The sequence below is a fragment of the Nocardia cyriacigeorgica genome (genome assembly GCF_029868385.1).
Taxonomy (GTDB): domain Bacteria; phylum Actinomycetota; class Actinomycetes; order Mycobacteriales; family Mycobacteriaceae; genus Nocardia; species Nocardia cyriacigeorgica_F.
The window spans coordinates 103,711-129,787 of record NZ_JARWNX010000051.1; the positions used below are offsets into that span (position 1 = coordinate 103,711).

The 26,077-nt window shown below is 68.3% G+C and carries 22 protein-coding genes; 5 read left to right on the plus strand and 17 right to left on the minus strand.

Annotated elements, in window-relative coordinates; genetic code table 11:
• Positions 1-4: 4 nt before the first annotated feature.
• The 4 genes from QH168_RS15840 to ftsY form a co-directional block, all read right to left on the minus strand.
• Entirely contained in the window at positions 5-2,494 is a 2,490-nt protein-coding gene (locus tag QH168_RS15840; RefSeq protein WP_432421105.1) for a [protein-PII] uridylyltransferase, read from the minus strand.
• A 70-nt stretch (positions 2,495-2,564) separates the two neighbouring features.
• On the minus strand, positions 2,565-2,903 hold the full coding sequence (locus tag QH168_RS15845; protein ID WP_014352094.1) for a P-II family nitrogen regulator: 339 nt from the start codon (positions 2,901-2,903) through the stop codon (positions 2,565-2,567).
• 4 nt (positions 2,904-2,907) lie between these two features.
• Entirely contained in the window at positions 2,908-4,254 is a 1,347-nt protein-coding gene (locus tag QH168_RS15850; protein ID WP_280235418.1) for an ammonium transporter, read from the minus strand.
• 322 nt (positions 4,255-4,576) lie between these two features.
• Positions 4,577-6,181: a signal recognition particle-docking protein FtsY gene (gene ftsY, locus QH168_RS15855; RefSeq protein ID WP_280235419.1), complete on the minus strand. Its 1,605-nt coding sequence runs from the start codon at positions 6,179-6,181 to the stop codon at positions 4,577-4,579.
• Between the two features lie 131 nt (positions 6,182-6,312).
• On the opposite strand from ftsY, the gene QH168_RS15860 reads away from it, so the two are divergent.
• Positions 6,313-6,702 (plus strand): DUF2237 family protein, encoded by a 390-nt coding sequence (locus QH168_RS15860; RefSeq protein WP_280235420.1) that lies wholly within the window; start codon positions 6,313-6,315, stop codon positions 6,700-6,702.
• 83 nt (positions 6,703-6,785) lie between these two features.
• Here the strand turns inward: QH168_RS15860 and QH168_RS15865 are convergent, their stop codons facing one another.
• The 11 genes from QH168_RS15865 to QH168_RS15915 form a co-directional block, all read right to left on the minus strand.
• Positions 6,786-6,923 (minus strand): hypothetical protein, encoded by a 138-nt coding sequence (locus tag QH168_RS15865; RefSeq protein ID WP_280235421.1) that lies wholly within the window; start codon positions 6,921-6,923, stop codon positions 6,786-6,788.
• A gap of 90 nt (positions 6,924-7,013) precedes the next feature.
• On the minus strand, positions 7,014-10,712 hold the full coding sequence (smc, locus tag QH168_RS15870) for a chromosome segregation protein SMC (RefSeq protein ID WP_280235422.1): 3,699 nt from the start codon (positions 10,710-10,712) through the stop codon (positions 7,014-7,016).
• Between the two features lie 219 nt (positions 10,713-10,931).
• Positions 10,932-11,360: a DUF1707 SHOCT-like domain-containing protein gene (locus tag QH168_RS15875; protein ID WP_280235423.1), complete on the minus strand. Its 429-nt coding sequence runs from the start codon at positions 11,358-11,360 to the stop codon at positions 10,932-10,934.
• Between the two features lie 105 nt (positions 11,361-11,465).
• Positions 11,466-11,915: a DUF350 domain-containing protein gene (locus QH168_RS15880; protein ID WP_280235424.1), complete on the minus strand. Its 450-nt coding sequence runs from the start codon at positions 11,913-11,915 to the stop codon at positions 11,466-11,468.
• A gap of 51 nt (positions 11,916-11,966) precedes the next feature.
• Positions 11,967-13,133: a glutathionylspermidine synthase family protein gene (locus tag QH168_RS15885; protein WP_280235425.1), complete on the minus strand. Its 1,167-nt coding sequence runs from the start codon at positions 13,131-13,133 to the stop codon at positions 11,967-11,969.
• Entirely contained in the window at positions 13,133-13,831 is a 699-nt protein-coding gene (locus tag QH168_RS15890) for a hypothetical protein (protein ID WP_280235426.1), read from the minus strand. Before QH168_RS15890 ends, QH168_RS15885 begins: the two co-directional genes overlap by 1 nt.
• 110 nt (positions 13,832-13,941) lie before the next feature.
• Positions 13,942-14,232 carry an acylphosphatase gene (locus tag QH168_RS15895; RefSeq protein ID WP_280235427.1) on the minus strand — a complete coding sequence of 97 codons (291 nt, stop codon included), beginning with the start codon at positions 14,230-14,232 and terminating at the stop codon, positions 13,942-13,944.
• Entirely contained in the window at positions 14,232-14,729 is a 498-nt protein-coding gene (locus tag QH168_RS15900; protein ID WP_280235428.1) for an OsmC family protein, read from the minus strand. The genes QH168_RS15895 and QH168_RS15900 overlap by 1 nt, the downstream gene beginning before the upstream one ends.
• A gap of 64 nt (positions 14,730-14,793) precedes the next feature.
• Positions 14,794-15,501: a response regulator gene (locus tag QH168_RS15905; RefSeq protein WP_280235429.1), complete on the minus strand. Its 708-nt coding sequence runs from the start codon at positions 15,499-15,501 to the stop codon at positions 14,794-14,796.
• Positions 15,501-18,014 (minus strand): sensor histidine kinase KdpD, encoded by a 2,514-nt coding sequence (locus tag QH168_RS15910; protein WP_280235430.1) that lies wholly within the window; start codon positions 18,012-18,014, stop codon positions 15,501-15,503. Before QH168_RS15910 ends, QH168_RS15905 begins: the two co-directional genes overlap by 1 nt.
• Positions 18,011-18,166, minus strand: coding sequence for a hypothetical protein (locus tag QH168_RS15915; RefSeq protein WP_280235431.1), 156 nt, complete (start codon positions 18,164-18,166; stop codon positions 18,011-18,013). Before QH168_RS15915 ends, QH168_RS15910 begins: the two co-directional genes overlap by 4 nt.
• A 373-nt stretch (positions 18,167-18,539) precedes the next feature.
• On the opposite strand from QH168_RS15915, the gene kdpF reads away from it, so the two are divergent.
• Genes kdpF through QH168_RS15935 form a run of 4 tightly spaced genes read left to right on the plus strand, consistent with a single transcriptional unit; the run spans position 18,540 to position 23,329 of the window.
• Complete coding sequence (kdpF, locus tag QH168_RS15920) at positions 18,540-18,626, plus strand: K(+)-transporting ATPase subunit F (protein ID WP_280235513.1); 87 nt, start codon at positions 18,540-18,542, stop codon at positions 18,624-18,626.
• Positions 18,626-20,296, plus strand: a complete 1,671-nt coding sequence (gene kdpA / locus QH168_RS15925; RefSeq protein ID WP_280235432.1) for a potassium-transporting ATPase subunit KdpA — start codon at positions 18,626-18,628, stop codon at positions 20,294-20,296. Before kdpF ends, kdpA begins: the two co-directional genes overlap by 1 nt.
• Entirely contained in the window at positions 20,296-22,443 is a 2,148-nt protein-coding gene (gene kdpB, locus QH168_RS15930) for a potassium-transporting ATPase subunit KdpB (RefSeq protein ID WP_280235433.1), read from the plus strand. The genes kdpA and kdpB overlap by 1 nt, the downstream gene beginning before the upstream one ends.
• Positions 22,444-22,459: 16 nt before the next feature.
• Positions 22,460-23,329, plus strand: a complete 870-nt coding sequence (locus QH168_RS15935; RefSeq protein ID WP_280235434.1) for a potassium-transporting ATPase subunit C — start codon at positions 22,460-22,462, stop codon at positions 23,327-23,329.
• Positions 23,330-23,383: 54 nt separating this feature from the next.
• Here the strand turns inward: QH168_RS15935 and QH168_RS15940 are convergent, their stop codons facing one another.
• Positions 23,384-24,331 (minus strand): winged helix DNA-binding domain-containing protein, encoded by a 948-nt coding sequence (locus tag QH168_RS15940; protein WP_280235435.1) that lies wholly within the window; start codon positions 24,329-24,331, stop codon positions 23,384-23,386.
• Between the two features lie 202 nt (positions 24,332-24,533).
• Entirely contained in the window at positions 24,534-26,054 is a 1,521-nt protein-coding gene (locus QH168_RS15945; protein WP_280235436.1) for a PstS family phosphate ABC transporter substrate-binding protein, read from the minus strand.
• Between the last annotated feature and the right edge of the window lie 23 nt (positions 26,055-26,077).

The following is a 26,077-nucleotide window of genomic DNA, read 5'->3' on the forward strand; positions in this document are numbered from 1 at the left end:
CGGCTCAGGAATCTTCGTGCGTACCATCCTCATCGGCGGGCTTCTTCGGCGCGGGCCGCGGTACCACCGCCATGATCGCCGCTTCGATCTCGGCTCGGCGTCCCGGACCCGAATCCGCGCCCAGGTCCACGCAGAACGCGTCGACGACCGCGGAACCCATGGTCACCACCTTCGCCCAGATCACCTCGGCACCGCAGGCGGCGAGCGCGGCGGCGAGCCTGCTCAGCAAGCCGATCCGGTCCTCGGCCCGCAATTGCAGGATCAGCTGCCCCGCGGTCGCCGTCTCGGCCCACATCAGTCGTGGCTGCGCCTTCGCGTACGGGCTCAGCTGCGCGCCGACGGCGTCACGTTCGCGGGCGGCCAGCCGACCGGCCAGATCCAGATCGCCCGCGATGGCGCGGATCAGTTCCTGCCGCAGCAGGCCGGGATCGGGCGGGTCACCGAACTTCGGCGAGACCACGAAGGTGTTGATCGCCGACTCCCCCGCACCGCCGAGGGCCGCCGACAGCACCCGCAACGAATGCAGGGCCAGCACGCCGGCGGCCTCGGAGAGCAGACCTGGCGTATCGGGCGCGATGACGGTCACGGTGTAGGTGTGTTTGCCCTCGCCGGGCGCCAGCGTCACGTGCACACCGCCCGCCGCCGCCTTGGCCAGCAGTTCGGGCGCGATCGGCGCGGGTTCGGGAAGCTCGTCACCGGCCATGACCATCCGGCAGCGGCGAACCAGCTCGCCGATCAGCGAGGCCTTCCATTCGCCCCAGACGCCGGGGCCGGTGGCCAGCGAGTCCGCCTCGGCGAGGGTGTGCAGCAGTTCGAGCAGCTGCGCGTCACCGTCGAGGGCATCGACCACGTGCCGCACCGTCGCCGGATCATCGAGGTCGCGGCGGGTCGCGGTCTCGGGAAGCAGCAGATGGTGGCGCACGATCGCGCTGAGCGTGCGCACATCCGAGGGCCACAGCCCGAGCCTGCGCCCGATATGGGTGGCCAGCTCGGCGCCGACCACACTGTGGTCGCCCGCCCGACCCTTGCCGATATCGTGCAGCAGCGCACCGAGCGCGAGCAGATCCGGCCGGGCGACCCTGGTGCTCAACGCACTCGCATAGGCCACCGTTTCCATCAGATGCCGGTCGACGGTCCAGGTGTGCAGCACATCGCGCGGCGGCAGATCCCGGACCGCACCCCATTCCGGCAGCAGCCTGCCCCACAGCCCGGTGCGATCGAGCGCCTCGATCGCATCGATCGTGCCGCGGCCCGCGCCGAGCAGTACCAGCAGATCGTTGAGCGCGTCCTTGGGCCAGGGTTCCCGCAGCTCCGGCGCGTCCTCGGACAGCCGGTTGAGCGTGTTCGCCGACATCGGCAGACCGGTCTGCGCCGAGGCCGCGGCCACCCGCAGGATCAGGCCGGGATCGCGTTGCGGTCGCGCGTCCCGCGCGAGCACCACCTCACCGGCGTGCTCGACCACACCCTCGTCGAGTGGGCGGCGCACGGGCATACGGCGCAGCCGGGCCAGACCGCGCCGGGGCAGGGCATTGGCGGCGGTGCGCAGCCCGACGTCCACCGAGTAGCTGACCGTACGCGCGGAATCGCTGAGCATGCGGGCCAGATCGAAACGGTCACCGATGCGTAGCGCCGCACCGATCTCATCGGCATCCTGCGCCATCAGCTGATCGCGCGAACGCCCGGCCACGCGATGCAGTTCGGTGCGCACGTCGAGCAGGCGGCGATGCGCGTGCCGGACCCCGCCGCCGGGCACATCCGGTCCGAGACCGGGCATGGCGTCGGTCAGCTGGGCGATGGCGAGCGCGTCGAGCAACTGGATGTCACGCAGCCCGCCGCGGCCGTTCTTCAGATCGGGTTCGGCGCGGTGGGCGATCTCGCCGCTGCGCTCCCAGCGGGCCCTGGCCTGGGCGATCAGATCGTCGAACCGCGACCGGATGCCGGTGCGCCATTCCCGACGCACGCCACCGATGAGCAGACTGCTCAGCTCGGCGTCACCGACGATATGTCTGGCCTCGAGCATGCCGAGCGCGGCGATCAGATCGTCGTTGGCGACCCGCAACGCCTGTGGGACGGTGCGCACGCTGTGGTCGAGTTTGATGTGGGCGTCCCAGAGCGGATACCAGAGTTGATCGGCCACTTCGGCGACGCGCGCCGGGTCGACATCGTCGTGCAGCAGCACCAGGTCCAGATCCGAATAGGGCAGCATCTCCTTGCGGCCGAGACCGCCGACGGCGACAACGGCGAGCCCGCTGTCGGCGGTGATGCCGAGTTCGGTGCCCTTGCTGGTGAGCCACAGTTCGTACAGATCGACCAGGGCCGACCGCAGCGATTGCGCGTCGAGCCGCGGGTTGCGCGGGCGCCCGCCCTCGAGCAACCGCCGCCTGGCCTGCACCAGATCGGCCGCACCATTGGACACCACCGCGTCCTTGTCCCCACCCGCCTTCGCGCCACCGCTGTGTTCTCGCCGACTGCTACCCACTGGCCCACCACCCATTCACGCGTGCGACCCCGCCCCGGCCGGAGAACCGGCGGGAGCGGGGCCGCCGCTCGATTCGAAGAACCCGCTACAGCGCGTCGGTGCCGCGCTCGCCCGTGCGGACCCGGATGATCGTCTCGACCGGGGTCACCCAGACCTTGCCGTCGCCGATCTTGCCGGTGCGCGAGGCCTCGACGATCACCTCGACGACCTTGTCCACCGAGGCGTCGTCGACGACGACCTCCACCCGCACCTTCGGCACGAAATCCACCGAGTACTCGGCGCCGCGGTAGACCTCGGTGTGCCCCTTCTGGCGGCCGTAGCCCTGCACCTCGCTCACGGTCATGCCCAGCACGCCCGCCTGCTCGAGACCGGTCTTCACGTCCTCCAACGTGAACGGTTTCACGATTGCGGTGATCAGTTTCATGTCGTCATGCCTCCTTGACGGCCGAACGTGCCGTGCCACCCACAGCAGCGAAATCGTATGCGGTTTCCGCGTGCTCGGACTCGTCCATGCCGACGAACTCGCCTTCTTCGTCGGCGCGCAGGCCGATCGTGAACTTGATCAGGTAGGCGATGACGGCCGTGGCGACCAGCGAGTAGGCCAGCACCGTGAACGCACCGACGGCCTGCAACTTCAACTGCTCGATGCCACCACCGTAGAACAAGCCCTCCACGGCCGCGGGCGCTTCCGGCGCGGCGACGAGGCCGACCATCAGCGTGCCGAGCAGACCGCCGACCAGGTGCACACCGACCACGTCGAGCGAATCGTCGAAGCCGAAGCGGAACTTCAATCCCACCGCGAGGGCACACAGCGCACCGGAAGCGATACCGATGGCGAGGGCGCCGACGACGTTGACCGAATGGCAGGCGGGGGTGATGGCGACCAGACCGGCCACGATGCCCGAGGCCGCACCGAGAGAGGTGGGCTTGCCGTCACGGATCTTCTCCACCACCAGCCAGGCCAGCAGCGCGGCGCCGGTGGCGACGGTGGTGGTCAGGAAGGCGGCACCGGCGATGCCATTGGCACCCACCGCGGAACCGGCGTTGAAGCCGAACCAGCCGAACCACAGCAGACCGGCGCCGAGCATGACGAAGGGCAGGTTGTGCGGCCGGAAGGGGGTCTTCGGCCAGCCCTTGCGCTTACCGAGCACGATCGCGAGCACCAGGCCCGCGGCACCGGCGTTGATGTGGACCGCGGTACCACCGGCGAAGTCGATCGCCTTCAGGTTGTTGGCGATCCAGCCGCCCGCCTCGGCGGTGACGCCGTCGAAGGCGAAGACCCAATGCGCGACGGGGAAGTAGACGACGGTCGCCCAGATACCGGCGAAGACCAGCCAGGCGCCGAACTTCATGCGGTCGGCGACCGCACCCGAGATGAGCGCGACGGTGATGATCGCGAACATGGCCTGGAAGGCGACGAAGACCGTCAGCGGGATGGTGCCCGCCAGCGGGACCCCGGCCGCTGCGCCGGTCTCGGCGTCGGCGAGGTAGGCGCCACCGAAGATCTGCCTGAGCCCGAAGTACTGACCCGGATCACCGATGAGGTTGGCCTTGTCGTCACCGAAGGTGATCGAGAAGCCGTAGAGCGCCCACAGCACGGCGACCAGGCCCATGGCGCTGATGCTCATCATGATCATGTTCAGCACGTTCTTGCTGCGGACCATGCCGCCGTAGAAGAACGCGAGTCCGGGTGTCATCAGCAGCACGAGTGCTGAACTGGCCAGCATCCATGCGGTGTCACCGGCGTCCGGCGCGCCGATTACGGGAAATGCCACCTTAATGTCCTCCTCATCTCGGGCCCCGCCGATTCCGGCGATTGGACCTGCACAGAAGGTTGCTCATTCGGTGTTTCATCCATGGCGCCCCCGTGTTTCACCTGGGTGAACGGATGGCACTCCCGTGTTGCTACCACGTTTCCGACTGTGCACAGGAGGTTTCCTGCCGGGTGTGAGCGGCGTGTCGGAGCAGCGAACTCGCAGCTGACAGGTGGTTTCGAGGAGTAGCGACGACGCGCGCACGCGCAGGAGCATGGGCGGCCCCGTTTTCCGCACATCCGGTCCGGATCGAGCGAGCCGATGCTCGATCCGGACCGGATGCTCAGCCGAGCAGTGCGTCCACGAACGCGCCGGGTTCGAACGGCGCCAGATCGTCGGCGCCCTCGCCGAGACCGACGAGCTTCACCGGGACACCGAGTTCGTGCTGCACCTGGAAGACGATGCCGCCCTTGGCGGTGCCGTCGAGTTTGGTGAGCACGACGCCGGTGATGTCGACGACCTCGGCGAACACCCGCGCCTGCATGAGCCCGTTCTGACCGACGGTCGAGTCGAGCACCAGCAGCACCTCGTCGACCGCGGCCTTCTTCTCCACGACCCGCTTGACCTTGCCGAGTTCGTCCATCAGTCCGGTCTTGGTGTGCAGGCGACCGGCGGTATCGATGAGCACCGCGTCGACGCCGCGGTCGATTCCGGCGGCGACGGCGTCGAAGGCGACCGCGGCCGGATCGGCGCCCTCTTTACCGCGCACGGTGTCGGCGCCGACCCGTTCGCCCCAGGTCTGGAGCTGATCGGCGGCGGCGGCGCGGAAGGTGTCGGCGGCGCCGAGCAGCACGCGGCGGCCGTCGGCGACGAGCACGCGGGCCAGTTTGCCGGTGGTGGTGGTCTTTCCGGTGCCGTTCACGCCCACGACCAGCAGAATCGACGGATGATCGGCATGCGGCAGGGCCCGGACGGAACGGTCGAGTTCCGGGCGAAGGGCCTCCACCAGGACATCACGCAGTACCACGCGGGCCTGGTCGGTGGTGCGGACGCTGCGCGCGGCCATCTCCTCGCGCAGCCGTTCGACCACCGCCGCGGTGCTCGCGGTGCCGAGATCGGCGAGGACCAGGGTGTCTTCGACCTCTTCCCAGGAGTCCTCGTCCAGGTCGCCGCCGCCGAGCAGACCGAGCAGGCTCTTGCCGACGGCGTTCTGCGAGCGCGACAGGCGCCCACGCAGCCGGACCAGACGACCCTCGGTGGGCTCGATCTCCTCGAGCGCGGGGGTCGGTTCGGCCTCGGCGACGGTATCGGGGACGGCGGGGGCCTCGGGCAGGGAGTCGACCGGCGGGGCGGAGTCGGCTGTCGCGGTGGCTGTGGGGGCGGTGTCGGAGGTGGCCGTGTCGCGGGTTTCCGGTGCGGCCGCTGTCTCATCGGTCGGAGCAGCGGTCTCCTCGGTCTGGACCGCTGTCTCGTCGGCAGGGGCCGTGGTCGCGTCGGCGGGGGCCGTGGACACGTCGGCAGGAGCCGTAGTCGCGGCTCCGGTGCCGGTCGCGGGTGTATCGGTGGGCGTGGTCTCCGCGGCCACGGTGTCGGTGGCTCCGCCGGGCGCCTCGGCCAGATCGGTGGGTTCGGGCAGCGGGACGTCGGTGATGCCGCGTCGAGGGGCGTCACGCGGAATGGCGGCATCGTCGCCGATATGTGGCTGGCCCTCGGTATCGGTGCGCTCGGCGGGCAAGGGTTCGGGCCGGGTGGCGGTCGCGGTGCCGCCCTGGCTGAAACTGAATCCGCCCGACGCCTTGTATCCACCGGACTTGTCGGTCAGCTCCTTGTCTTCGGTCGGCGCCGTCAGCGATACTCGCCCGCTCCGATACCGGACGAATCCGACAACGAGCGCGACGAGCAGGACGGCGGCGATCGCCGCGATCAGAATCCAGGCTTCGGAACTCACGCCGCCCATCCTTGCAGAACCGATTCTCGCCGGTCGTCGACCCGCCCGGACCAGGAAAGACGCCCGGACACAGCCCGCGAGATTTCTTGTCCTGCGGAACTTCTCACGGCATGCCCATAGGATCGGCGACTGTGACAGATCGAAACGTGCTTGGGGGTCCGCTCGAAGAGTGCGGCACCGATCCGATGACCGGCTTCTACCGCGACGGCTGCTGTAGCACCGGTCCGGAGGATCTGGGTAGCCACACCGTGTGCACGGTCGTCACGACCGAGTTTCTGGAACACCAGGCGTCGATCGGCAACGACCTGAGCACCCCGCGCCCGGAGAACAATTTCCCCGGCCTGCAACCCGGAGACCGGTGGTGTGTGGTCGCGGTGCGCTGGTTGCACGCGCACGAGGACGGTGTCGCCGCGCCGGTGATACTCGCGGCCACCCATGAGAACGCCCTGGAAGTGATCTCGATGGACATCTTGCGCAAATACGCCGTCGATGTCCCCGACGACGTCAGCGACCTGCTGTGAGGTCGAGCGGGTGAGATGAGCGGCTGATCCGGCAACCCGGCCGAAGCGGGCCGCCGGTGCGCCGATGGTTCGAGCCCGCGGGCTCAGCCGTCCTCGAATTCGCGCCGCAGATCCTCCACGACCCTGTCCGGGTTCTCACCGGGCAGCGGATTGGCGGCCAATGCCTTGCGGATGTCTTCCAGCGCTTCGACCCGGTACTGCCTGCGCGCCGAGGCGATCAACTGCTCGCGGACGTGTTCCTCCAGCGACAGCCCGGCCGCCGCCGCCCGTTGGCGTAGGACCTCGGCGTTGCTCAGACGACCACCCCCGCCTCAGCCGGACGCTGCGCCCGCCGTCGCCAGGTTCTCCCCGCGCATCCGTTGGGAGATCACCTGGGTGATGCCGTCACCGCGCATGCTGACGCCGTAGAGGGCGTCGGCGATCTCCATGGTCGGCTTCTGGTGGGTGATGACGATCAGCTGGCTCTTCTCCCGCAGCTGTTCGAACAGCCCGATCAGGCGGCGCAGGTTGGTGTCGTCGAGGGCGGCCTCCACCTCATCCATCACATAGAACGGTGAGGGGCGGGCGCGGAAGATCGACACCAGCAGCGCGACCGCCGTCAGCGACTTCTCCCCGCCGGACAGCAGTGAGAGCCGCTTGACCTTCTTACCGGGCGGACGGGCTTCCACCTCGATGCCGGTGGTGAGCATGTCCGAGGGGTCGGTGAGCAGCAGTCTGCCCTCACCGCCGGGGAACAGTTTCGCGAACACGCCGACGAATTCGCGCTCCACATCGGCGTAGGCCTCGGTGAAGACCTGGAGGATGCGGGCATCCACCTCGGCGACCACATCCAGCAGGTCCTTGCGCGCGTTCTTGACGTCCTCGAGCTGAGTGGCGAGGAAGTTGTAGCGCTCCTCGAGCGCGGCGAACTCCTCCAGCGCCAGCGGATTCACCTTGCCGAGGGTGGCCAGATCCTTCTCCGCGCGTTTGGCGCGCCGCTCCTGGGTCGCGCGGTCGAAGGGCATGGGTGTGGGTGCGGTGACGTCTTCGCCGCGCTCCCTGGCCTGTTCGTACTCCTGCCATTCCAACGCCGAGGGCGGCAACGGAGTATCGGGGCCGTATTCGGCGATCAGATCGGCGAGTGCGATACCGAACTGTTCGGCGATCGTGGCTTCCAGCTGCTCGATCCGCAACGCCGCCTGTGCCTTGGCCACCTCGTCGCGGTGCACGGCGTCGGTGAGCTGGGACAGCTGGGCGGTCAGCGCGCGCACCCGCTCCTTGATCTGGTCCACCTGGGCGGCGCATTCGGTACGACGGCGCACCAGCTGGTCGCGGCGGGCGGCGGCCTCGGCGACCACACGTTCGAGTTCGGCGGCGACCTTCGCCCCGGATTCGGCGACGGCGGCGGCCACCGCGGCGGCTTGTGTGCGGGCGGCCTGGGCGCGTTCGGCCCGCGCGCGGGTCTCGCGTTCGGTGCGAGCGGCGCGGCGCAGCGAATCCGCCTTACCGCGGACCGATTCGGCGCGTTCCTCGGCCGTGCGCACAGCCAGGCGTGACTCGACCTCCATCGAGCGGGCCTCGGCGAGCGCGGCGGCCGCCTCCTCACGGGCCCGGCCCGCGGCTTCGGTGCCCGCGGCGCCCATGCCGTCGTCATCGTTGTCGGAGTGTTCGAGTTCGGCGTGGCGCAGCCGGTCCTCGAGTTCGGCGAGCGAGGCGAGCGCCTGTTCCCGTCCGGCTTCGGCTTCGCTGCGCTGGACGGTGAGCCGGTCGATATCGGCGTGCGCGGCGCGGGCGGTCTGACCGAGCCTGCCGAGCCGTTCGTAGATCGCGACCAGCGCCTGATCGGATTCGTGCAGCGCCATCAGGGCGTGGTCGACGGCGTCCTTGCGGTCGGCCTGTTCGGCGAGGGCACCGGCCAGCGCGGCTTCCAGTCCCTCCGCGCGACGTTTGGCGGAGACCAATTCGGCTTCGGCGGTGTCGATATCGGCCTGAATCTCCAATTGGCTCGGCGCACGGTCGGAGCCGCCGAGCAGCCAGCCGGTGCCCGCGAGATCACCGTCCCTGGTCACCACGCGCAGCTGCGGACGGACGGCAAGAAATTCGGCGGCCGCGGCGAGGCCGTCGACCACGACGACGTCGGCGGTGAGCGCTGCGACGGCCGAATGCACGGTAGCGGCGCAGTCGACCACGCCGCCGAGCCAGCGTGCGTCCCCCGGCAGTGGATCGTCGGTCTCGGAGGCCGCACCGCGGACGGGCGTGCGGCTACCGGGCGTCGCGACCCCATCGGTGTCGGTGGGCGTGCCATCGGCCGGAGCTTCACCATCGCCACCGAATACCAGCGCCGCACGGCCCCCATCGGCCGCCTTGAGCGCCTGCACGGCCGCGTATGCGGTCCGCGCCGATCCGGCGGCGACGGCGTCGGCGAGCGGTCCGAGGACGGCCGCCACGGCCGCCTCGAATCCCGGATGCACCCGGATCAGCGTCGACAGCGGGCCGACCAGGTCTTCGCCGTGATGTTCGGTGAGCCAGCCCGCACCGTCACGGCGGGCGAGGTTCATCCCGAGCGCTTCGATCCTCGCGGTCAGCGAGGCCACCCGTTTTCCGGCGTCGCGATCCTGTTCGCGCAGTTCGTCGACGCGCTGATCGGCCAATTTCAAGGCCTGTACGGCATGCTCGTGCTGGGCGTCGAGTCCGGCCTCACCGGCGTCGAGATCACCGAGTTCGGTCTGCACCGTATCGAATTCGTCCTGGGCGGCCTCACCGCGCTGTCTGGCCTCGGCGATCGACACCGACAGCCGCGAGATCTCGGCGTCGACCGATTGCGCCCGCGTCCGCAACGTATCGACCTGCCCGGACAGCCGGGCCAGGCCCTCACGGCGATCGGCGATGGCGCGCACGGCGGCGAGATGCGCCTGCTCGGCCGCCTTGGCGGCATGTTCGCGTTCGGCCAGCGCGTCGCGCGCGGCTTCCAGGGTTTCGGTGGCCATCTCCACCGCTTCGCGCAGTTCGGCTTCCTCGGCCTCCACCCGGTCTGCTTCGGCTTCGAGCTGATCGGGGTCGCGGCCGGTGCCCGTCGGCGCGCTGGTGTCCAGATGACGGGCGCGGTCACCGGCGATCCTGATGGTCGCGTTGACGCGTTCGGCCAGCGCCGAGAGCTGGAACCACAGCTGGGCCGCGGCATCGGCGCTGGGGGTGAGCTTGCCGAGCTGGAATTCCTGCTGGGCGAGCGCGGCATTGGCGGCATCCAGTTCGGACTGCACGGTGATCTGCTGTTCGCGGGCGTAGGCCTCTTTGCTCTGCTGGCTCTCCAGCTCACCGCGCCGGGTCACCAGATCGTCGGCGGCCAGCCGCAGGCGGGCATCACGCAGATCGGATTGCACGGTCTGCGCGCGCCGCGCCACCTCGGCCTGTTTGCCGAGCGGTTTGAGCTGACGGCGCAGTTCGGTGGTGAGGTCGGTGAGCCGGGCCAGATTGGCCTGCATGGCCTCCAGCTTCCGGACCGCCTTCTCCTTGCGTTTGCGGTGTTTGAGCACGCCAGCGGCCTCTTCGATGAAGGCGCGGCGGTCTTCGGGCCGGGATTCCAGGATCGCCGAGAGTTGCCCCTGCCCCACAATGACGTGCATTTCCCGGCCGATACCGGAGTCGCTGAGCAGTTCCTGCACATCCATCAATCGGCAGGAGCTGCCGTTGATCTCGTATTCACCGGCACCGTCACGGAACATCCGGCGGGTGATGGAGACCTCGGCGTAGTCGATGGGAAGTGCGCCGTCGGAATTGTCGATGGTGAGCGTGACCTCGGCGCGACCGAGCGCGGCCCGGCCCGAAGTGCCGGCGAAGATGACGTCCTGCATCTTGCCGCCGCGCAGCGCCTTGGCGCCCTGCTCGCCCATCACCCAGGTGAGCGCATCGACGACATTGGATTTACCGGATCCGTTCGGCCCGACCACACAGGTGATCCCCGGCTCGAACCGCAGCGTCGTCGCGGACGCGAAGGATTTGAAGCCCTTCAACGTCAAGCTCTTCAGATGCAAATCCGGCGACCTTTCCGTGTACTGCCGTGGGGAGCACGGGCCTGGCACCGCCCGGTCGTACTCCGGCGACCAGTCATGGTAGCCGCCTGCGACCGGGCAGGGCCCACCCCAGGCTAATCACCCGCCGCCGAATCTCCGGCATTTCACCACCGCCGCCGAGCACAGGTGCGGTGCGCACAGCACACCGTGAGCATCCGGGACAGGCCCCGCGCGATCGGGTCAGGCCGACCTGCACAACCGCCCGGATTCGAAGCCCGTGATCGCCCGGAAGGCGAGCACCGCACCCCAGGGGCCGATCACCCAGATCGGCCACGGATAGGTGAATTCACCTGCGGCCAGCGAGATGGAACCCCAGATGACCAGTACCAGCACGCTGACGAACAGCCAGGACGCGGCCTCGATGCGCTGCCAGATGGGGATGCGCGGCCCTCGCGACACAGCGGTCTGCGGCTTGGGCGCCTTGGGCAGCGTCGGCAGATCCGACAGGACGAGGCCAAGATCGTCGCGGGTGGTGGTGGCCCACACCTGGGCGACCCGCTGGTCGTATTCGGCCAGGTCGAGGCGTCCGTCGGCGAGGTGTGTGCTCAGCAGCTCCACGGTCTGCGCGCGTTCGGCGTCGGAAGCCCTGGTGCCCGGCGAGATGTCCATTGCTGTTCCTAACGACAGGGCCCGTACGAGCGAGCCACATTCCACAGTGGAATAAGATGGGTCCAGAATGCGACTTCCACAGTGGAATGTCAAGAGGGCGGGGTGCTAGAGAATGGCGAAAGCGACGACCAGGCCCAGCGCGAAGTGCGCGGCCGCGACGATCAGCGCCTCCACGGCGAACCGATCGGCATGCAGGACCGCACCGATATCGATCCCGATCGCCTTCTCGATCACGCGCACCGAGATGATCTGCGCGACGATGCCGACCAGCCCGAACACCAGCGCCGCGATCAACCCCTCCACCAGCTTGCCCGCCGAGGCGAAGATCGCGAGCACCACGATGAAAGCCATGCTGATCATGCCCGCGGCCGTCACCACGACGGCATTCGGCCTGCCCTCGACCACGAGTGTGCGCAAACGCCCTGGCGTGGTGAGGTCGATGCCGTAGAAGCCGATCACCATCAGCACCAAACCGACGATGGCGTAGAGCAGGATGGCTCCCACGCCGTCACCCAGCGAACTCCAGTAGTTCGAATCGAGGGCGAGAGCGGTCATCGTGATCCTTCCGGAGGACGGGAAACGCGGCGGGGTGCTCGCCCACGCAATCTATTCGGTGATGATCCGATGCGGTACGAAGGCGGCGCCGTCGTCGGTGATCAGACCGGCGGTCTCCCGGATACCGAGGCCCGCCGCCTCGTCGCCCACGAGCCAGGTGCCCAGTACCGGACGCATGTCGTCGAAGCGGGGCAGCGGGTCGAGCAGCTGGTAGACATAGCCTTCCTCGCCGTACACCCCGCCGGTGGCGGTTTCCAGCCCGGCGCCGACGATGGTCATATTGGCGCCTTCGCGGCCCAGTTTGGGTTTGCGGATGTATTCGGTCAGTTCATTGGGCTGGTCGAGGTAGGCGGGCAGCAGGTTCGGATGCCCCGGATACATCTCCCACAGCACGGCCAGGATCGCCTTGTTGCTGAGCAGGGTCTTCCACAGCGGTTCGATCCACGTGGTTTCGGGCAGGCTGTCGACCACCCGCTTACCGAATTCGTCATCGAGCACCCATTCCCACGGGTACAGCTTGAAAATCGCCTCGATCGGCGCCTCGGCCAGATCGACGAACCGGTCCAGTTCGGTGTCGTAGCCGACTTCCTCGATGGGCAGGGCGATGGTGTCGAATCCGGCCTCGGCGGCGGTTTCCTGCATGTAGGCGGTGGTGACGTTGTCCTCACCGGTCGCGTCGGCGCCGGACCAGGTGAAATGCAGATGGCTGCCGTGCAGTGTCGGTCGCAGGGCGCTCCAGCGTTCGACCAGTTTCTCGTGCAGCGAATTCCACTGGTCCCCACCGGGATAACGGTCGGTGAGCCAATGCCACTGCACGATCGCCGCCTCCAGCAGCGAGGTGGGCGTGTCGGCGTTGTACTCGAGCAGCTTGGCGGGGCGGCGCGCGTCGTAGCGCAGATCGAACCGGCCGTACACGTACGGGTCACCGCGACGCCAGGATTCGGCGATCGGACCCCAACTCCATTCGGGCAGGCCGAAATCGCCGAAGCGTTCGGTGAGCACGACGTGCTCCACCGCGTTCAGGCACATCGAATGCAGTAGTTCGACATCGGCTTCGAGAGCGAGGATCTCGTCCATCTCGAATTCGTAGTGCACCGATTCGTCCCAGTACGGCCGTGGATTGCCGCTCGCGTCGCGGCCGGGCGCGCCGTAGACGAGTCCCTGGTCCTCGGTGATCTGCTGCCAGCCGGGGCGCGGGGTGTCGCGGACTCGCCGCATCAGGAACCGCCACCGGATTTGCTGCCGAGCCCGCCGCGCTGGATGACCGTGCCGCTCTTGGTGGTGATCTCGGCGCCCTTCGGTTTGACCGTCGTCCCGCCGACGGGCGGCTTGCCGACGGTGTTGTTGCCACCGTAGTAGTAGCGGTACTGCATGCCGTTGTAGATGAAGATGCCACCGACCCCGGCGTGCCCGGCCGAACTGGCCCGGCTGCAACGGTCGTCCTCCACGACGGTCTCGTTGCCGTTCTCGTCGACGACGGTGCAGTAGGCAGTGACCTGATCCGGCGCGGCCACCGCCCGATAGGCGAGGTATCCGCCGCCGACCAACGCCGCCACACCGACCACGGCCGCACCGCCGATCATCACCCGCTTGCGGGTGCGCCGACCGGCTTCCTCCCGAGCGATGGCGGCCTGCGCTTCGGCTTCGGCCTTGCGACGCGCCTTGTCCCTGGCCCGCGCTTCGGCCACGGTCGGCGGACGCGGCTGGGTGCGGCCGGGTTCCTGGCGATGGATGCTTCCCGGACGCGGTGCCGACGGCGGGCCCGCGGGTTTCGACAGGGACGGCGAGGGTTGCTCACTCGCACCGGCCCCGCTGGGTGCCGGGCTGTCCGACTCCGGCTGGCCTCGATCCGGTCGATTCGGCTCCGACCACCCGTCCTCGGGTCGGTTATCACCCGTCGGCGTCTGCTCGCTCATGACCGCACCTGCTCGGCGCTCGTGGTCACCAACGAAGGCTCGGCTGTGTCGACTCGTCGCTCGCTTCGCTCGCTCATGTCTGGCCTCCCCGCCTCGCCCGGTCGGTCAACCTACCGCTCCTCGAATCCGCTCAGATCGCCGCGCGCGGGCTCCCAATTGTCCACCACCAGGGTGACACGACCCGGCGTGTCACCGGAGCGAAGCAGCTCGAGTAGGCGGTCGCAATCGGCGCGCGGGCCCTCCGCGACGACGTGCACGCGCCCGTCGCGCGCATTGGTCGCGTGCCCGGTGAGGCCGAGTTCGAGTGCGCGCGAGCGGGTCCACCAGCGGAACCCGACGCCCTGCACCATGCCGTGTACCCAGGCGCTGAGCCGGACCGGCTCCTGCGGGCCCGGCGGCATCAGTCGGCGGTGTCCACGTCGAACGACAGGGTGACCTCGGTGCCCGCCTTCAATGTGCGACCGACCGTGCACACCTTGTCGATGGCGCGCTGCACCGTGACCAGCAGCCGCTGCCTGGCCTCCGGGTCCAGTTCGCTGAGATCGAGTTCGAAGACCTCGTCGAGCCGCGGGTAGACCTCGTTCTCGCGGTCGGCGGCGCCGGAGACCCGGATGGTGGCGTCGTAGTTGTCGCCGAGGCGGCGGGACAGCGGGAAGTCCGAGCTGAGCCCGGAGCAGGCGGCCAGTGCGATCTTGAGCAGCTCACCGGGGGTGAACACGCCGGGCACGCTCTCCGACCCGATCAGTACCTCGGCGCCGCGGGAGCTGCGTCCGGTGTAGCGGCGGGTTCCGGTGCGCTCGACCCACAGCGTCGTGGATCCGGGTGCAACGGTGTTCGCGGAGGCGGCGCCCGCCGGTGCGGCGGCCTCGGTCACGGGTGCGGCGGTGTGTTCAGCCATGGGCTCGATCCTGCCATCTGTCTCGGAGGCGATTCACGCCTGCCAACACCGGCGGGCCGCGCGCTCATTCCTGGAACCGATAACCCATGCCCGCTTCGGTGAGCAGATGCTTCGGTCGCGACGGATCGTCTTCGAGCTTGCGGCGCAACTGGGCCAGGTAGACGCGCAGATAGTGGGTCTCGGTGGCATAGGACGGACCCCACACCTCGCGCAGCAGCTCACGACGTCCGACGAGCTTGCCGCGGTGGCGCACCAGCATTTCGAGCATGCCCCATTCGGTGGGGGTGAGATGGACGTTCACGCCGTTCTTGGTGACCTGCTTGGCAGCGAGGTCGACGGTGAACGACGAGGTCACCACCACCGGATCGCCGGTATCGCCGTCGGTGGCGCCACGGCGGACGGCCGCACGCAGCCGCGCCAGCAGCTCGTCCATGCCGAACGGTTTGGTGACGTAGTCATCGGCGCCCGCATCCAGCGCCTCCACCTTGTCGGCCGAATCGGTGCGCGCCGACAGCACGATCACCGGCGCCGAGGTCCAGCCGCGCAGCCCGGCCAGCACGTCGATGCCGTCCATATCGGGTAGCCCGAGATCGAGGATCACCACATCGGGATGCCGATCCGCCGCCACCCGCAGCGCCGCGGCGCCGTTCCCGGCGGTGAACACCTCGTACCCGCGCACCGACAGATTGATGCGCAGCGCACGCACGATCTGCGGCTCGTCATCGACCACCAGCACCTTGGTGGCGAGCGCGTCGCGTTTGTTCTCGGTCATCACGCCTTCCCGGTTCCGTGGTCGCGGCCATCGCCTGCGGGCAGCTCGACCAGCATCGTCAATCCTCCACCCGGCGTCGGCTCGGCGTGCACCGTCCCGCCCATCGCTTCGACGAAGCCGCGCACGACCGACAGCCCGAGGCCGACACCGGTGGTGTTGTCGCGATCGCCGAGTCGTTGGAACGGCTCGAACAACTGCTCCTCGGCACCGGCCGGAATGCCGGGCCCGATATCGACCACCGCGATGGCGACCTTGTCCGCATCGCGTTCGGCGGTGATCCTGACCGGGGTACCGGGCGTGGAGTGGCGCAGGGCGTTGTCGATGAGGTTGGCGAGCACGCGTTCGAGCAGGCCGCCGTCGGCGCGCACCGACAGCGCATCCACGGTGACCTCCACCCGGTCCATCGCCGCGCGACGCATACCGCGGGCCCCCATCCCGACGCCGACCAGCGCGCGATGCACCACCTCGTCCAGATACACCTGCCGCAGCTGCGGCGACACCACCCCGACGGCCAGCCGTGAGGAATCCAGCAGATTACCCACCAGCGCGGTGAGCTGGTCCACCGATTCCTCGACCGTCTCCAGCAGTTCGGCGGTGTCTTCCGGCGAGAATTCGACGTCGTCGCTGCGCAGACTCGACACCGCCGCCTTCGCCCCGGCCAGCGGGGTCCGCAGATCATGGCTGACCGCCGACAGCAGGGCCCGCCGCAGCCGGTCCGCCTCGAGCAGCGCGGCCGCCGCGCCCGCTTCCTCGGCCAGCCGTGCCTGTCGCACCAGTCCGACGGCCTGGTTGGCGACGGCGGTGAGCACCGGACGATCACCCGCGGCCAGCGGACGACCGGACAGCAGCAGCCGGTGCACCGTGTCACCGGCCTCGATCGTGGTGTCGGCCTCGGCCGGACGATGCGGCGGTTCGGCGCCGACGGCAGCCAGCACCGTCTCCCCCGCGACCAGTGCCACCGCGCGCATACCGTAGGTCTCCCTGACCTGTTCGAGCAGTTTGGGCAGATCCGCACCGTACAGCACGGCACCGGCGAACACCGTCAACAGTTCCGCCTGCCGAGATGCCTTGCGCGCCTGTCTGGTTCGCGCCGCCGCCCGGTCCACCAGGGCGGCCATCGCCACCGCGACGATGAGCAGCACCACGATGGTGATGACACTGTCCGGTTCGGCGACGGTGAGGCTGTAGCGGGGTTCGGCGAAGAACCAGTTCAGCAGCACACCCGACAGCAGCGCCGACATCGCGGCGGGCAGCACACCACCGAGCAGCGAGACCAGCACCACCGCGACGAAGAACATCGCGCTGAGCCCACCCAGTTCGAGCGCGCTGTCGAGGAACCCGGCGCCGATCGCACACACCAGCACCGGCACCGCGATCGCCGCCACCCACGCCCACACCGGTCGACGCAGGACCGGCCAATGTTTGCGCAGTCCCCGATTGGCTTCCTCGTGGGTGACCATGTGCACGTCGATCTTGCCGGACTGCTGCACCACCGACGAGCCGATGCCCTCGTCGAACATGCGCGCCCAGCGTGAGCGCCGCGAAGTGCCGAGCACGAGCTGGGTGGCGTTCACCTCGCGGGCGAATTCCAGCAGTGCCGCTGGCACGTCCTCACCGGTCACGGTGTGCAGGGAGGCGTCCAGGCTGGCGGCGAGTTCGCGCAGCCGCGACAGCCGCGCGGTGGACACACCGGCCAGTCCGTCACCGCGCACCACATGCACCACCACCAGATCGGCACTGGATTTGGTGGCGATGCGGCTCGCGCGGCGCACGATCGTCTCCGATTCCGGTCCGCCGGTCACCGCGACGACCACCCGTTCGCGTGCCTCCCACAGTTCGGTGATCCGGTGATCGGCCCGATATTTGGCGAGCGCGGCATCGACCTGGTCGGCCAGCCACAGCAGCGCCAGCTCGCGCAGCGCGGTGAGGTTGCCCGGCCGGAAGTAGTTGCGCAGCGCGGCATCGACCTTCTCGGCGGCGTAGACGTTGCCATGGGACATCCTGCGCCGCAGCGCTTCCGGGGTGATGTCCACCAGTTCGATCTGTTCGGCGCTGCGCACCACCGCGTCGGGGACGGTTTCGCGCTGCTGGATGCCGGTGATCTGTTCGACCACATCGTTGAGGCTTTCCAGATGCTGCACATTGACCGTGGAGATCACGTCGATGCCCGCGTCGAGCAGTTCGGCGATGTCCTGCCAGCGTTTCTCGTTCGCGCTGCCCGGCGTATTGGTGTGGGCGAGTTCGTCGACCAGCACCACGGCGGGGTGACGTCGCAGTACCGCGTCCACGTCGAGTTCGGGCCTGGCGGTGCCCCGGTATTCGATGATCTTCGGCGGAATCCGTTCGATGCCCGCCAACAGGGCGGCGGTCTTGGCGCGGCCATGGGTCTCCACGACCGCGGCCACCACATCGCGGCCGCGTTCCAGCCGGCGGTGCGCCTCACCGAGCATGGCGTAGGTCTTGCCGACACCCGGCGCGGCGCCGAGGTAGATCCGCAGATGCCCGCGCTTCACTCGTCCATCATCGCGCGAGTCGCGACCGATCCCCGGTAGGTGCGCACACGCACCGCGCGCGGGCGCCGCCGATCCTGCCGCATGCCGACCATGCGGATGGTCAGCGCACAACAGAGGAAACCGAGAACGACCGCGACGGTCACCATCGACACAACGAACTCCTTCCACACCGGATGTACCGGTCACGTGGGGATTCCGATCGGCCGGTGTCCCACTTTCTACCGCTGGTTCCCGGCGTGGGCGGCGTCTTTACGGACTCCTTACGGCCCGACCCCGCACCTTGACAGCTTCCTTCCGGGCGACCGGTGAGGTGTCAACGAAACGCAAATGCCGTGCCATCGGGCGCCAAGAAGTCGTAAGGAGTGGTCTCGAGCGCCCTGTCGGGCGCTTGACTCGATCTCCGGCGCGCTTCATGTCCGAAGCGCGAAGGAGGTCTAGGAAACACATGTCTGTCGTGCTGTACGCCGTGCTGACGATCGCGTTGTTCGCGGTGCTCGGCCTCATCCAGCGGGGGGTGGAACGGCTGTGATCGCCAATATCGTCGGCCTGGTGCTCGCCGTCGCGATCGCCGGGTTCATGGTGGCCGCATTGCTGTTCCCGGAGAGGTTCTAGTGAGTACCACTACCGCCGGGATCCTCTTCGTGGTGTCCCTGATCGTCGCGCTGGCCGTGGTGCATGTCCCGCTGGGCGACTACATGTACCGGGTGTACAACGGCACCCGGCATTCCCGGGTCGAGCGCGTGCTCTACCGCCTGGTGGGTGCGCAGCCCGAGGTGGAGCAGACCTGGCCGGTGTACGCGCGCAGCGTGCTCGCGTTCTCCGCGGTCGGCATCCTGTTCCTGTTCGGCTTCCAGCTGATCCAGGGCGTGCTGCCATGGCATCTGACCGATCCCGGCACCGAGATGACCGCGCCGCTGGCCTGGAACACCGCGGTCAGCTTCGTCACCAATACCAACTGGCAGAACTACTCCGGGGAATCCACCCAGGGTCATCTGGTGCAGATGGCCGGGCTCGCGGTGCAGAACTTCGTCTCCGCGGCCGTCGGTATGGCGGTGGCGGTGGCGCTGGTGCGTGGATTCGCGCGCAGGCGCACCGGTGACCTCGGCAACTTCTGGGTCGATCTGGTGCGCGGCACCATTCGCATCCTGCTGCCCATCGCCTTCGTCTCGGCGATCGTGCTGATCGCCGGTGGCGCGATCCAGAACTTCCACCTGCACGATCAACTCGCGCAGACGCTCACCGGCACCGAGCAGACCATCCCCGGCGGCCCCGTGGCCAGCCAGGAAGTCATCAAGGAACTCGGCACCAATGGTGGCGGTTTCTACAATGCCAACTCTGCTCACCCGTTCGAGAACCCGGCGACCTGGACCAACTGGCTGGAGATCTTCCTGATCCTGGTGATCAGCTTCTCGCTGCCGCGGACCTTCGGTCGTATGGTGGGCAGCCGCACACAGGGTTACGCGATCGTGGCGGTGATGGGCACCATCGCGTTGGCGAGCGTAACGCTCACCAACCTGTTCCAGCTCCAGCATCACGGCACCGTCCCGACCGCGATCGGCGCGTCGATGGAGGGTGTGGAACAGCGCTTCGGCGTGGCGGATTCGGCCACCTTCGCCGCCTCCACCACCCTGACCTCGACCGGTGCGGTGAACTCCTTCCACGATTCCTACACCAGCCTCGGCGGGCTGATGACGATGTTCAACATGCAGCTGGGCGAGGTCGCGCCGGGCGGTGTGGGCGCGGGCCTGTACGGCATGCTCATCCTCGCGGTGATCACCGTGTTCGTAGCCGGGCTGATGGTCGGGCGCACACCCGAATACCTCGGTAAGAAGATCACCCCGCGCGAAATCAAACTCGCCGCAGCCTATTTCCTGGTCAGCCCACTGATCGTGCTGGTGGGCACGGCGCTGGCGATGGCGATGCCCGGACAGCGGGCGAGCATGCTGAACTCCGGTCCGCACGGCTTCTCCGAAGTGCTCTACGCCTTCACCTCGGCCGCCAACAACAATGGCTCCGCCTTCGCCGGACTCACCGGCAATACCGACTGGTACAACACCGCGCTCGGGCTCGCCATGCTGTTCGGCCGGTTCCTGCCGATCATCCTGGTGCTCGCGCTCGCCGGTTCACTGGCGCGCCAAGGCGCCACCCCCGCGTCGATCGGCACGTTGCCGACGCACCGGCCGCAGTTCGTCGGCATGGTCGTCGGGGTGACCGTGATCCTGGTCGCGCTCACCTTCCTGCCCGCGCTCGCGCTCGGGCCGCTCGCCGAAGGAATCCACTGATGACCACGTCTGTCACCGATACCTCCCGCTCGTCGCAGGTGCCGGCCGCATCGCGCTCGGTGCCGCGCGGAGTTCTCGATCCGGCAATGCTGCTGTCCTCACTGCCCGACGCCCTGCGCAAACTCGATCCGCGCACCCTGTGGCGGAATCCGGTGATGCTGATCGTCGAGATCGGCGCGGTCTGGTCGACTGTGCTCGCGCTGGCGGACCCGAGCTTCTTCGGCTGGGCGATCGTGGCGTGGTTGTGGTTGACCGTGCTGTTCGCCAATCTCGCCGAAGCCGTGGCCGAGGGCCGCGGCAAGGCGCAGGCGGACACGCTGCGCAAGGCCAAAACCGATACCGTCGCGCGTCGGCTGCCCGGTTGGGCGCCCGGCGCGCGGGTCACCGAGGAACGGGTGGGCGCGCCGGACCTGCGCCGCGGTGATCATGTCGTGGTCGAGGCGGGTGAGGTGATCCCCGGCGACGGCGATGTGGTCGAAGGCATCGCCTCGGTCGACGAATCGGCCATCACCGGCGAATCGGCGCCCGTCATCCGAGAATCCGGCGGCGACCGTTCGGCGGTCACCGGCGGTACCACGGTGCTGTCGGATCGCATCGTCGTCGAGATCACCCAGGAGCCGGGCGCGAGTTTCATCGACAAGATGATCGCGCTGGTCGAGGGTGCGAGCAGGCAGAAGACGCCGAACGAGATCGCGCTCAACATCCTGCTCGCCGCCTTGACGATCATCTTCGTGTTCGCGGTGGTGACCTTGCAGCCGATGGCGATCTTCGCCAAATCGAACAATCCCGGTGTGCCGGACAGTTCGGCGCTCGACGCGCACGGTGTCACCGGAATCGTGCTGGTATCGCTGCTGGTGTGCCTGATCCCGACCACCATCGGCGCATTGTTGTCGGCCATCGGCATCGCGGGCATGGACCGGCTGGTGCAACGCAATGTGCTGGCCATGTCCGGGCGTGCGGTGGAGGCGGCCGGTGATGTGAACACGCTGCTGCTGGACAAGACCGGCACCATCACCCTCGGCAACCGGCAGGCCTCGGAATTCGTTCCGGTGCCCGGCATCTCCGCCGACGCGTTGGCCGATGCGGCGCAACTGTCGAGCCTGGCCGATGAGACGCCCGAGGGGCGGTCCATCGTGGTGTACGCGAAACAGGCCTACGGCAAACGTGAGCGCACTCCCGGCGAGCTGACCGAGGCGACCTGGGTGGAGTTCACCGCGCAGACCCGCATGTCGGGTGTGGACCTCTCCGACGGCCGCAGTCTGCGCAAGGGTGCCGCGTCGGCGGTCACCGAATGGGTGCGGGCACAGGGTGGTTCGGTGCCCGAGGAGGTCGGCGCGATCGTGGACGGTATCTCCGCTTCCGGTGGTACGCCGCTGGTGGTGGGCGAGACCGTCGACGGGCAGGCCCGGCTGCTGGGCGTTGTGCATCTGAAGGACGTCGTCAAACACGGTATGCGGGAACGTTTCGACGAGATGCGCCGCATGGGCATCCGCACCGTGATGATCACCGGCGACAACCCGCTGACCGCCAAGGCCATCGCCGACGAGGCCGGTGTCGACGACTTCCTCGCCGAAGCCACCCCCGAGGACAAGCTGGCGCTGATCAAGCAGGAGCAGGACGGCGGCAGGCTCGTCGCCATGACCGGTGACGGCACCAATGACGCACCGGCGCTCGCACAGGCCGATGTCGGCGTGGCGATGAACACTGGTACCTCGGCGGCCAAGGAAGCCGGGAACATGGTCGATCTGGATTCGGATCCGACCAAGCTGATCGAGATCGTCGAGATCGGTAAACAGTTGCTCATCACCCGTGGGGCGCTGACGACGTTCTCGATCTCCAATGACATCGCCAAGTACTTCGCGATCATCCCCGCGTTGTTCGTCTCGCTGTTCCCCGGCCTCGACGCCTTGAACATCATGCGGCTGGCGAGCCCGCAGTCGGCGATCCTGTCGGCGGTGATCTTCAACGCGCTGGTGATCGTCGCGTTGATTCCGCTGGCATTGCGCGGGGTGAAGTACCGCCCAAGCGATGCCTCGTCGCTGCTGAGCCGCAATCTGCTGGTCTATGGGCTCGGCGGCATCGTCACGCCGTTCCTCGGTATCAAACTCATCGACCTCGTGGTCCAACTCTTCCCCGGGATGTCCTGATATGTCTGTGTTCTCGATGCGGAATACCACCTGGATCCGCCAGCATCTGGCGGCGCTGCGGGCCTTGCTCGTACTGACCGCCATCACCGGGATCGTCTATCCCCTCGCTGTCTTCGCGGCGGGCCAGCTGCCCGGTCTGAACGACAAGGCCGACGGCTCGCTGCTGCATTCCGACGGAAAGGTGGTCGGCAGCAGCCTCATCGGCCAATCGTTCACCGACGCAGACGGCAACGCGCTGCCACAGTACTTCCAGAGCCGCCCGTCAGCCGCGGGCGACGGCTACGACCCCCTGTCCACCTCCGCCAGCAACCTCGGCCCCGAGGACATCGTGGATACCGCCGCCCGCACCAGTCTGCTCACCACCGTCTGTACCCGCAGCAAGGAGATCGCCGACCGCGAGGGCGTCGACGGTTCCCGCCCGTTCTGCACGAAAGACGGTGTAGGCGCCGTGCTCTCGGTGATCGGACCGCGCAACGCCGACGGCGAGGTGAGCGCGCCGGTCCGCGTGGTCAGCGTCAACGAACTCTGCCCTGCCACGCCCTTCGTGACCACGTATCTGGGCGTCGACGTCGACTGCGCCGACCCAGGAGCCGACTACTCCATCGGCCGCATCGTCCCGATCCGTGGCACCGCCCCCGACACCCCCGCCGTCCCCGCCGACGCGGTAACCGCCAGCGGCAGCGGCCTCGACCCCCACATCTCCCCCACCTACGCCACCCTCCAGATCCCCCGCATAGCCACCACCCGCCACATCCCCGAACCCGAGGTCCGCGCCCTCATCGACGCCCACACCGAAGGCCGAACCCTCGGCTTCCTCGGCGAACCCCGAGTCAACGTCGTCGAACTCAACCTCGCCCTCGACCGCAACCACCCCTTCCACCCCTGACCCCCGAGGTGGCTCGGTCCCATCTGCCAGACGGTACTGCCGCACCCCTAACGCTCAGAGTGCGTTCAGTTCGGACTCATCGATGACGATGTCGCCCTGTTCGTCCGGGACGATGAACGGAAGCAGGGACTCGGCTTCGTCGAGTACCGCCCGCTTCGTGGCGGGGGTGAACGGGTACCACGGCAGGATGCGGATGGTGGTCGACTCCAGGGCCCAGCGGCCGTGGGCGAAGCCGTCTACCAGGTAGATCGGGATGCCTGCGGAGGCTTCCTTTGCAGTGCGTCGGCGGTCGTGTTCGGCGATGATGCGGCGGCGGTCCTTGTGGCCGAGCAGGGCGTTGTCGAAGGCGGGGAGGAAGCGGACGGGGGTGGGGAGGTCGGCGGGGGCCACGGGGGCGTCGGGGAGGTCGTAGAGTTCGCGGCCGTCTTCGTCGCGGAAGACGCGCAGATCGGGGCGGAGGCGGGTGATGACGGCGGCCAGGCGGGTGAGGCCCGACCAGGCCTGGATATCGGCGACGGTGGCGGGGCCGAATGCCGCCAGGTAGCGCAGGACGAGAGCGTCGGGGTCGGGGTCGGCGAGCGGGGCGCCGATCCATTCGTCGGCGAGCGCGACGGTGACGTAGCGGTTGCGCCAGCGGCCCCACGCCCCGGTATCGGCGCCGTGCGCCAGCGGTACCAGCACCTCGACGGTATCGGCGAGGCGGCGGGCATGCCGGTCCGGGAAATGCTCGGCGAGCAGCTTCCCCAGATCGCTGCGGGCAAGTGTGCGCCCGGTGAGCAGGCGCTTACCGTGGGCGGCGAGTTCGATGAGATCGACGCCCTCGATCTCATCGCGGTAATAGGCGGCTTTGAGCAACGAATCGACCCACGGCTGCACGGTGGGGCGCAACCAGCGGTAATCCTCGGCGGTGGCCAGATGCATGGTGCGGCGGATCATGGTGGAACGCACCAGTTTCTGCTCCCGCAGCAGTACCGCGAGATCCTCGTGCCGGAACCCGGCCACCCGCGCCCACACCCGACATACGGCCAGTTCGGTTCCTGCCCCTGCACCGCCACCAGATGCCGGATCACCTCGAGCGGTGTGTCGTGCACACGTTCGGCCAGCCGCTGCCGCACCAGCAAGGTCCGATTCAACTCCCGTAACGACAGCTCCCGCATGAGCGTCGATTATGGCCGACCCCACCGACAGGTTCCGGCCACCGAACTCACGGGAACGGGCGGCACATCGACGGATACGCCAGATCCCGGCACGGCATGTTCCCGGCCGCCCGGATGACGTCCTCCCCACCGGCTTCGGTGAGGAACCGCAGGAAGCTCGCACCGAGCGATTCGGGCGCGAAATCGCCGTAACTGTAGGCGTACTCGATGCCCCAGAACGGGTAGATCCGGTTGGCGGCCGCTTCCCTGGTGGCCTGTTCACCGTTGATGGTCACCGTCGTCACCTGCGTGGATTCCGCCGCATCGGCGTGTTCGGCGTATCCGATGGCGCCGGGTGTCTCGGCCACGGCGGCCAGCATGTCCTTGGTCACCGCCACATCGCAGCGGCCGGGACCGGGTTCGCGGCGGATCTCGCGGCAGGTGGCATCGCGATAGGCCGGTTGCTCGCCGTCGAGCAGACGGGATTCGAAGGTGCGTCGCGTTCCCGACCCCGGATGGCGGTTGATCAATCGCACCGGCAGATCCGCCCCGCCCAGTTGGTTCCAGTTCTCCACCCGCCCGGCGTACAGATCCCGGATCTGGTCGACGGTCAGATGCCGCACATCGGTCTTGGGGTGCACGATCATGCTGAACAGCGACAGCGCCAGTGGCCGCTCCACCAGCGTCGGATAGTCCAACCCCATCGGACCGTCCGCGATCGCCAGCAGCCCCGGATTCTCATTGCCTTCCGATTCCAGCCGGTTCATGCCGGGCTCACTGCCCTCGAAGGCGAATTCGAATGTGGCACCACGGCAGCTGCGTTTGTAGACGTCGGCGGCCTCGCGGATGACCTTGTCGAAAGCTGTCGATCCGACAACGGTCAATGTCCCGTCGGCGCAGCCAAGCGGCGCCTTACCGCGCTCGACGGCGGCGACGATGAACTGCGCGACGATCACCACCACCAGAAAGGCGATGAGCGCGATCATGAACACCGGTATGCCGCTCTGACTGCGCGTTTCGGTGACCCGGCCGCCCTTGATCATGCCCTGTAGCCGGGGCGGCGGATATGTTCCCGTCCCCGCCGAACGTTGCAGGATGGCGAGAATCTTGTAATGGTCGGCGCGGTTGAGCGGCACACGGGGCAGGTCGATGATGCCGACGTTGTCGGTGGATTCGCGCACCGCGATCCCGGAGTCGGGCTCGAGCAGATCGCCGAGCGCGGGATCGCTGAGTTCGGTGACGGCCATACCGATGACGCGGCGTTGCGGGAACCGCAGGTGCAGTCCGGCGCGGCCGTTGTCGGGGACGCCGTAGTCGACGGTGTCGAGGGAGGTGGCTCCGCTGTTCTCGATCCGCATCAGGACCACCGACAGGTCTTTCAGATCCGGGCTTGCCCCATCGGCCTGCGGACGCAGCTGCGGCAGTACACCGGGAAACACCGATTCGATCTCACCGGTGACGGGTGTATCCATCTGCACCCGGTAGCCGAGTTGTTTGCGCCCCACGAAGACGAATTCCCACAGAAAGGCTCCGACCGGCACCGCGATACCGATGAGCGCGAGCACGATCTCCAGCGGAAAACCGCCCACTGAGTACCCCTCCCCAACACATA

Bases quoted from the DNA above. Each gene is read 5' to 3' on its own strand.
- QH168_RS15905 (WP_280235429.1), bottom strand. From the start codon at position 15,501: ATGACCGAGAACAAACGCGACGCGCTCGCCACCAAGGTGCTGGTGGTC.
- QH168_RS15900 (WP_280235428.1), bottom strand. From the start codon at position 14,729: ATGGCTGAACACACCGCCGCACCCGTGACCGAGGCCGCCGCACCGGCG.
- QH168_RS15890 (WP_280235426.1), bottom strand. From the start codon at position 13,831: ATGAGCGAGCAGACGCCGACGGGTGATAACCGACCCGAGGACGGGTGG.
- QH168_RS15875 (WP_280235423.1), bottom strand. From the start codon at position 11,360: ATGGACATCTCGCCGGGCACCAGGGCTTCCGACGCCGAACGCGCGCAG.
- QH168_RS15840 (WP_432421105.1), bottom strand. From the start codon at position 2,494: ATGGGTGGTGGGCCAGTGGGTAGCAGTCGGCGAGAACACAGCGGTGGC.
- QH168_RS15935 (WP_280235434.1), top strand. From the start codon at position 22,460: ATGCGGAATACCACCTGGATCCGCCAGCATCTGGCGGCGCTGCGGGCC.
- QH168_RS15885 (WP_280235425.1), bottom strand. From the start codon at position 13,133: ATGCGGCGAGTCCGCGACACCCCGCGCCCCGGCTGGCAGCAGATCACC.
- kdpB (WP_280235433.1), top strand. From the start codon at position 20,296: ATGACCACGTCTGTCACCGATACCTCCCGCTCGTCGCAGGTGCCGGCC.
- QH168_RS15895 (WP_280235427.1), bottom strand. From the start codon at position 14,232: ATGCCGCCGGGCCCGCAGGAGCCGGTCCGGCTCAGCGCCTGGGTACAC.
- QH168_RS15880 (WP_280235424.1), bottom strand. From the start codon at position 11,915: ATGACCGCTCTCGCCCTCGATTCGAACTACTGGAGTTCGCTGGGTGAC.
- QH168_RS15845 (WP_014352094.1), bottom strand. From the start codon at position 2,903: ATGAAACTGATCACCGCAATCGTGAAACCGTTCACGTTGGAGGACGTG.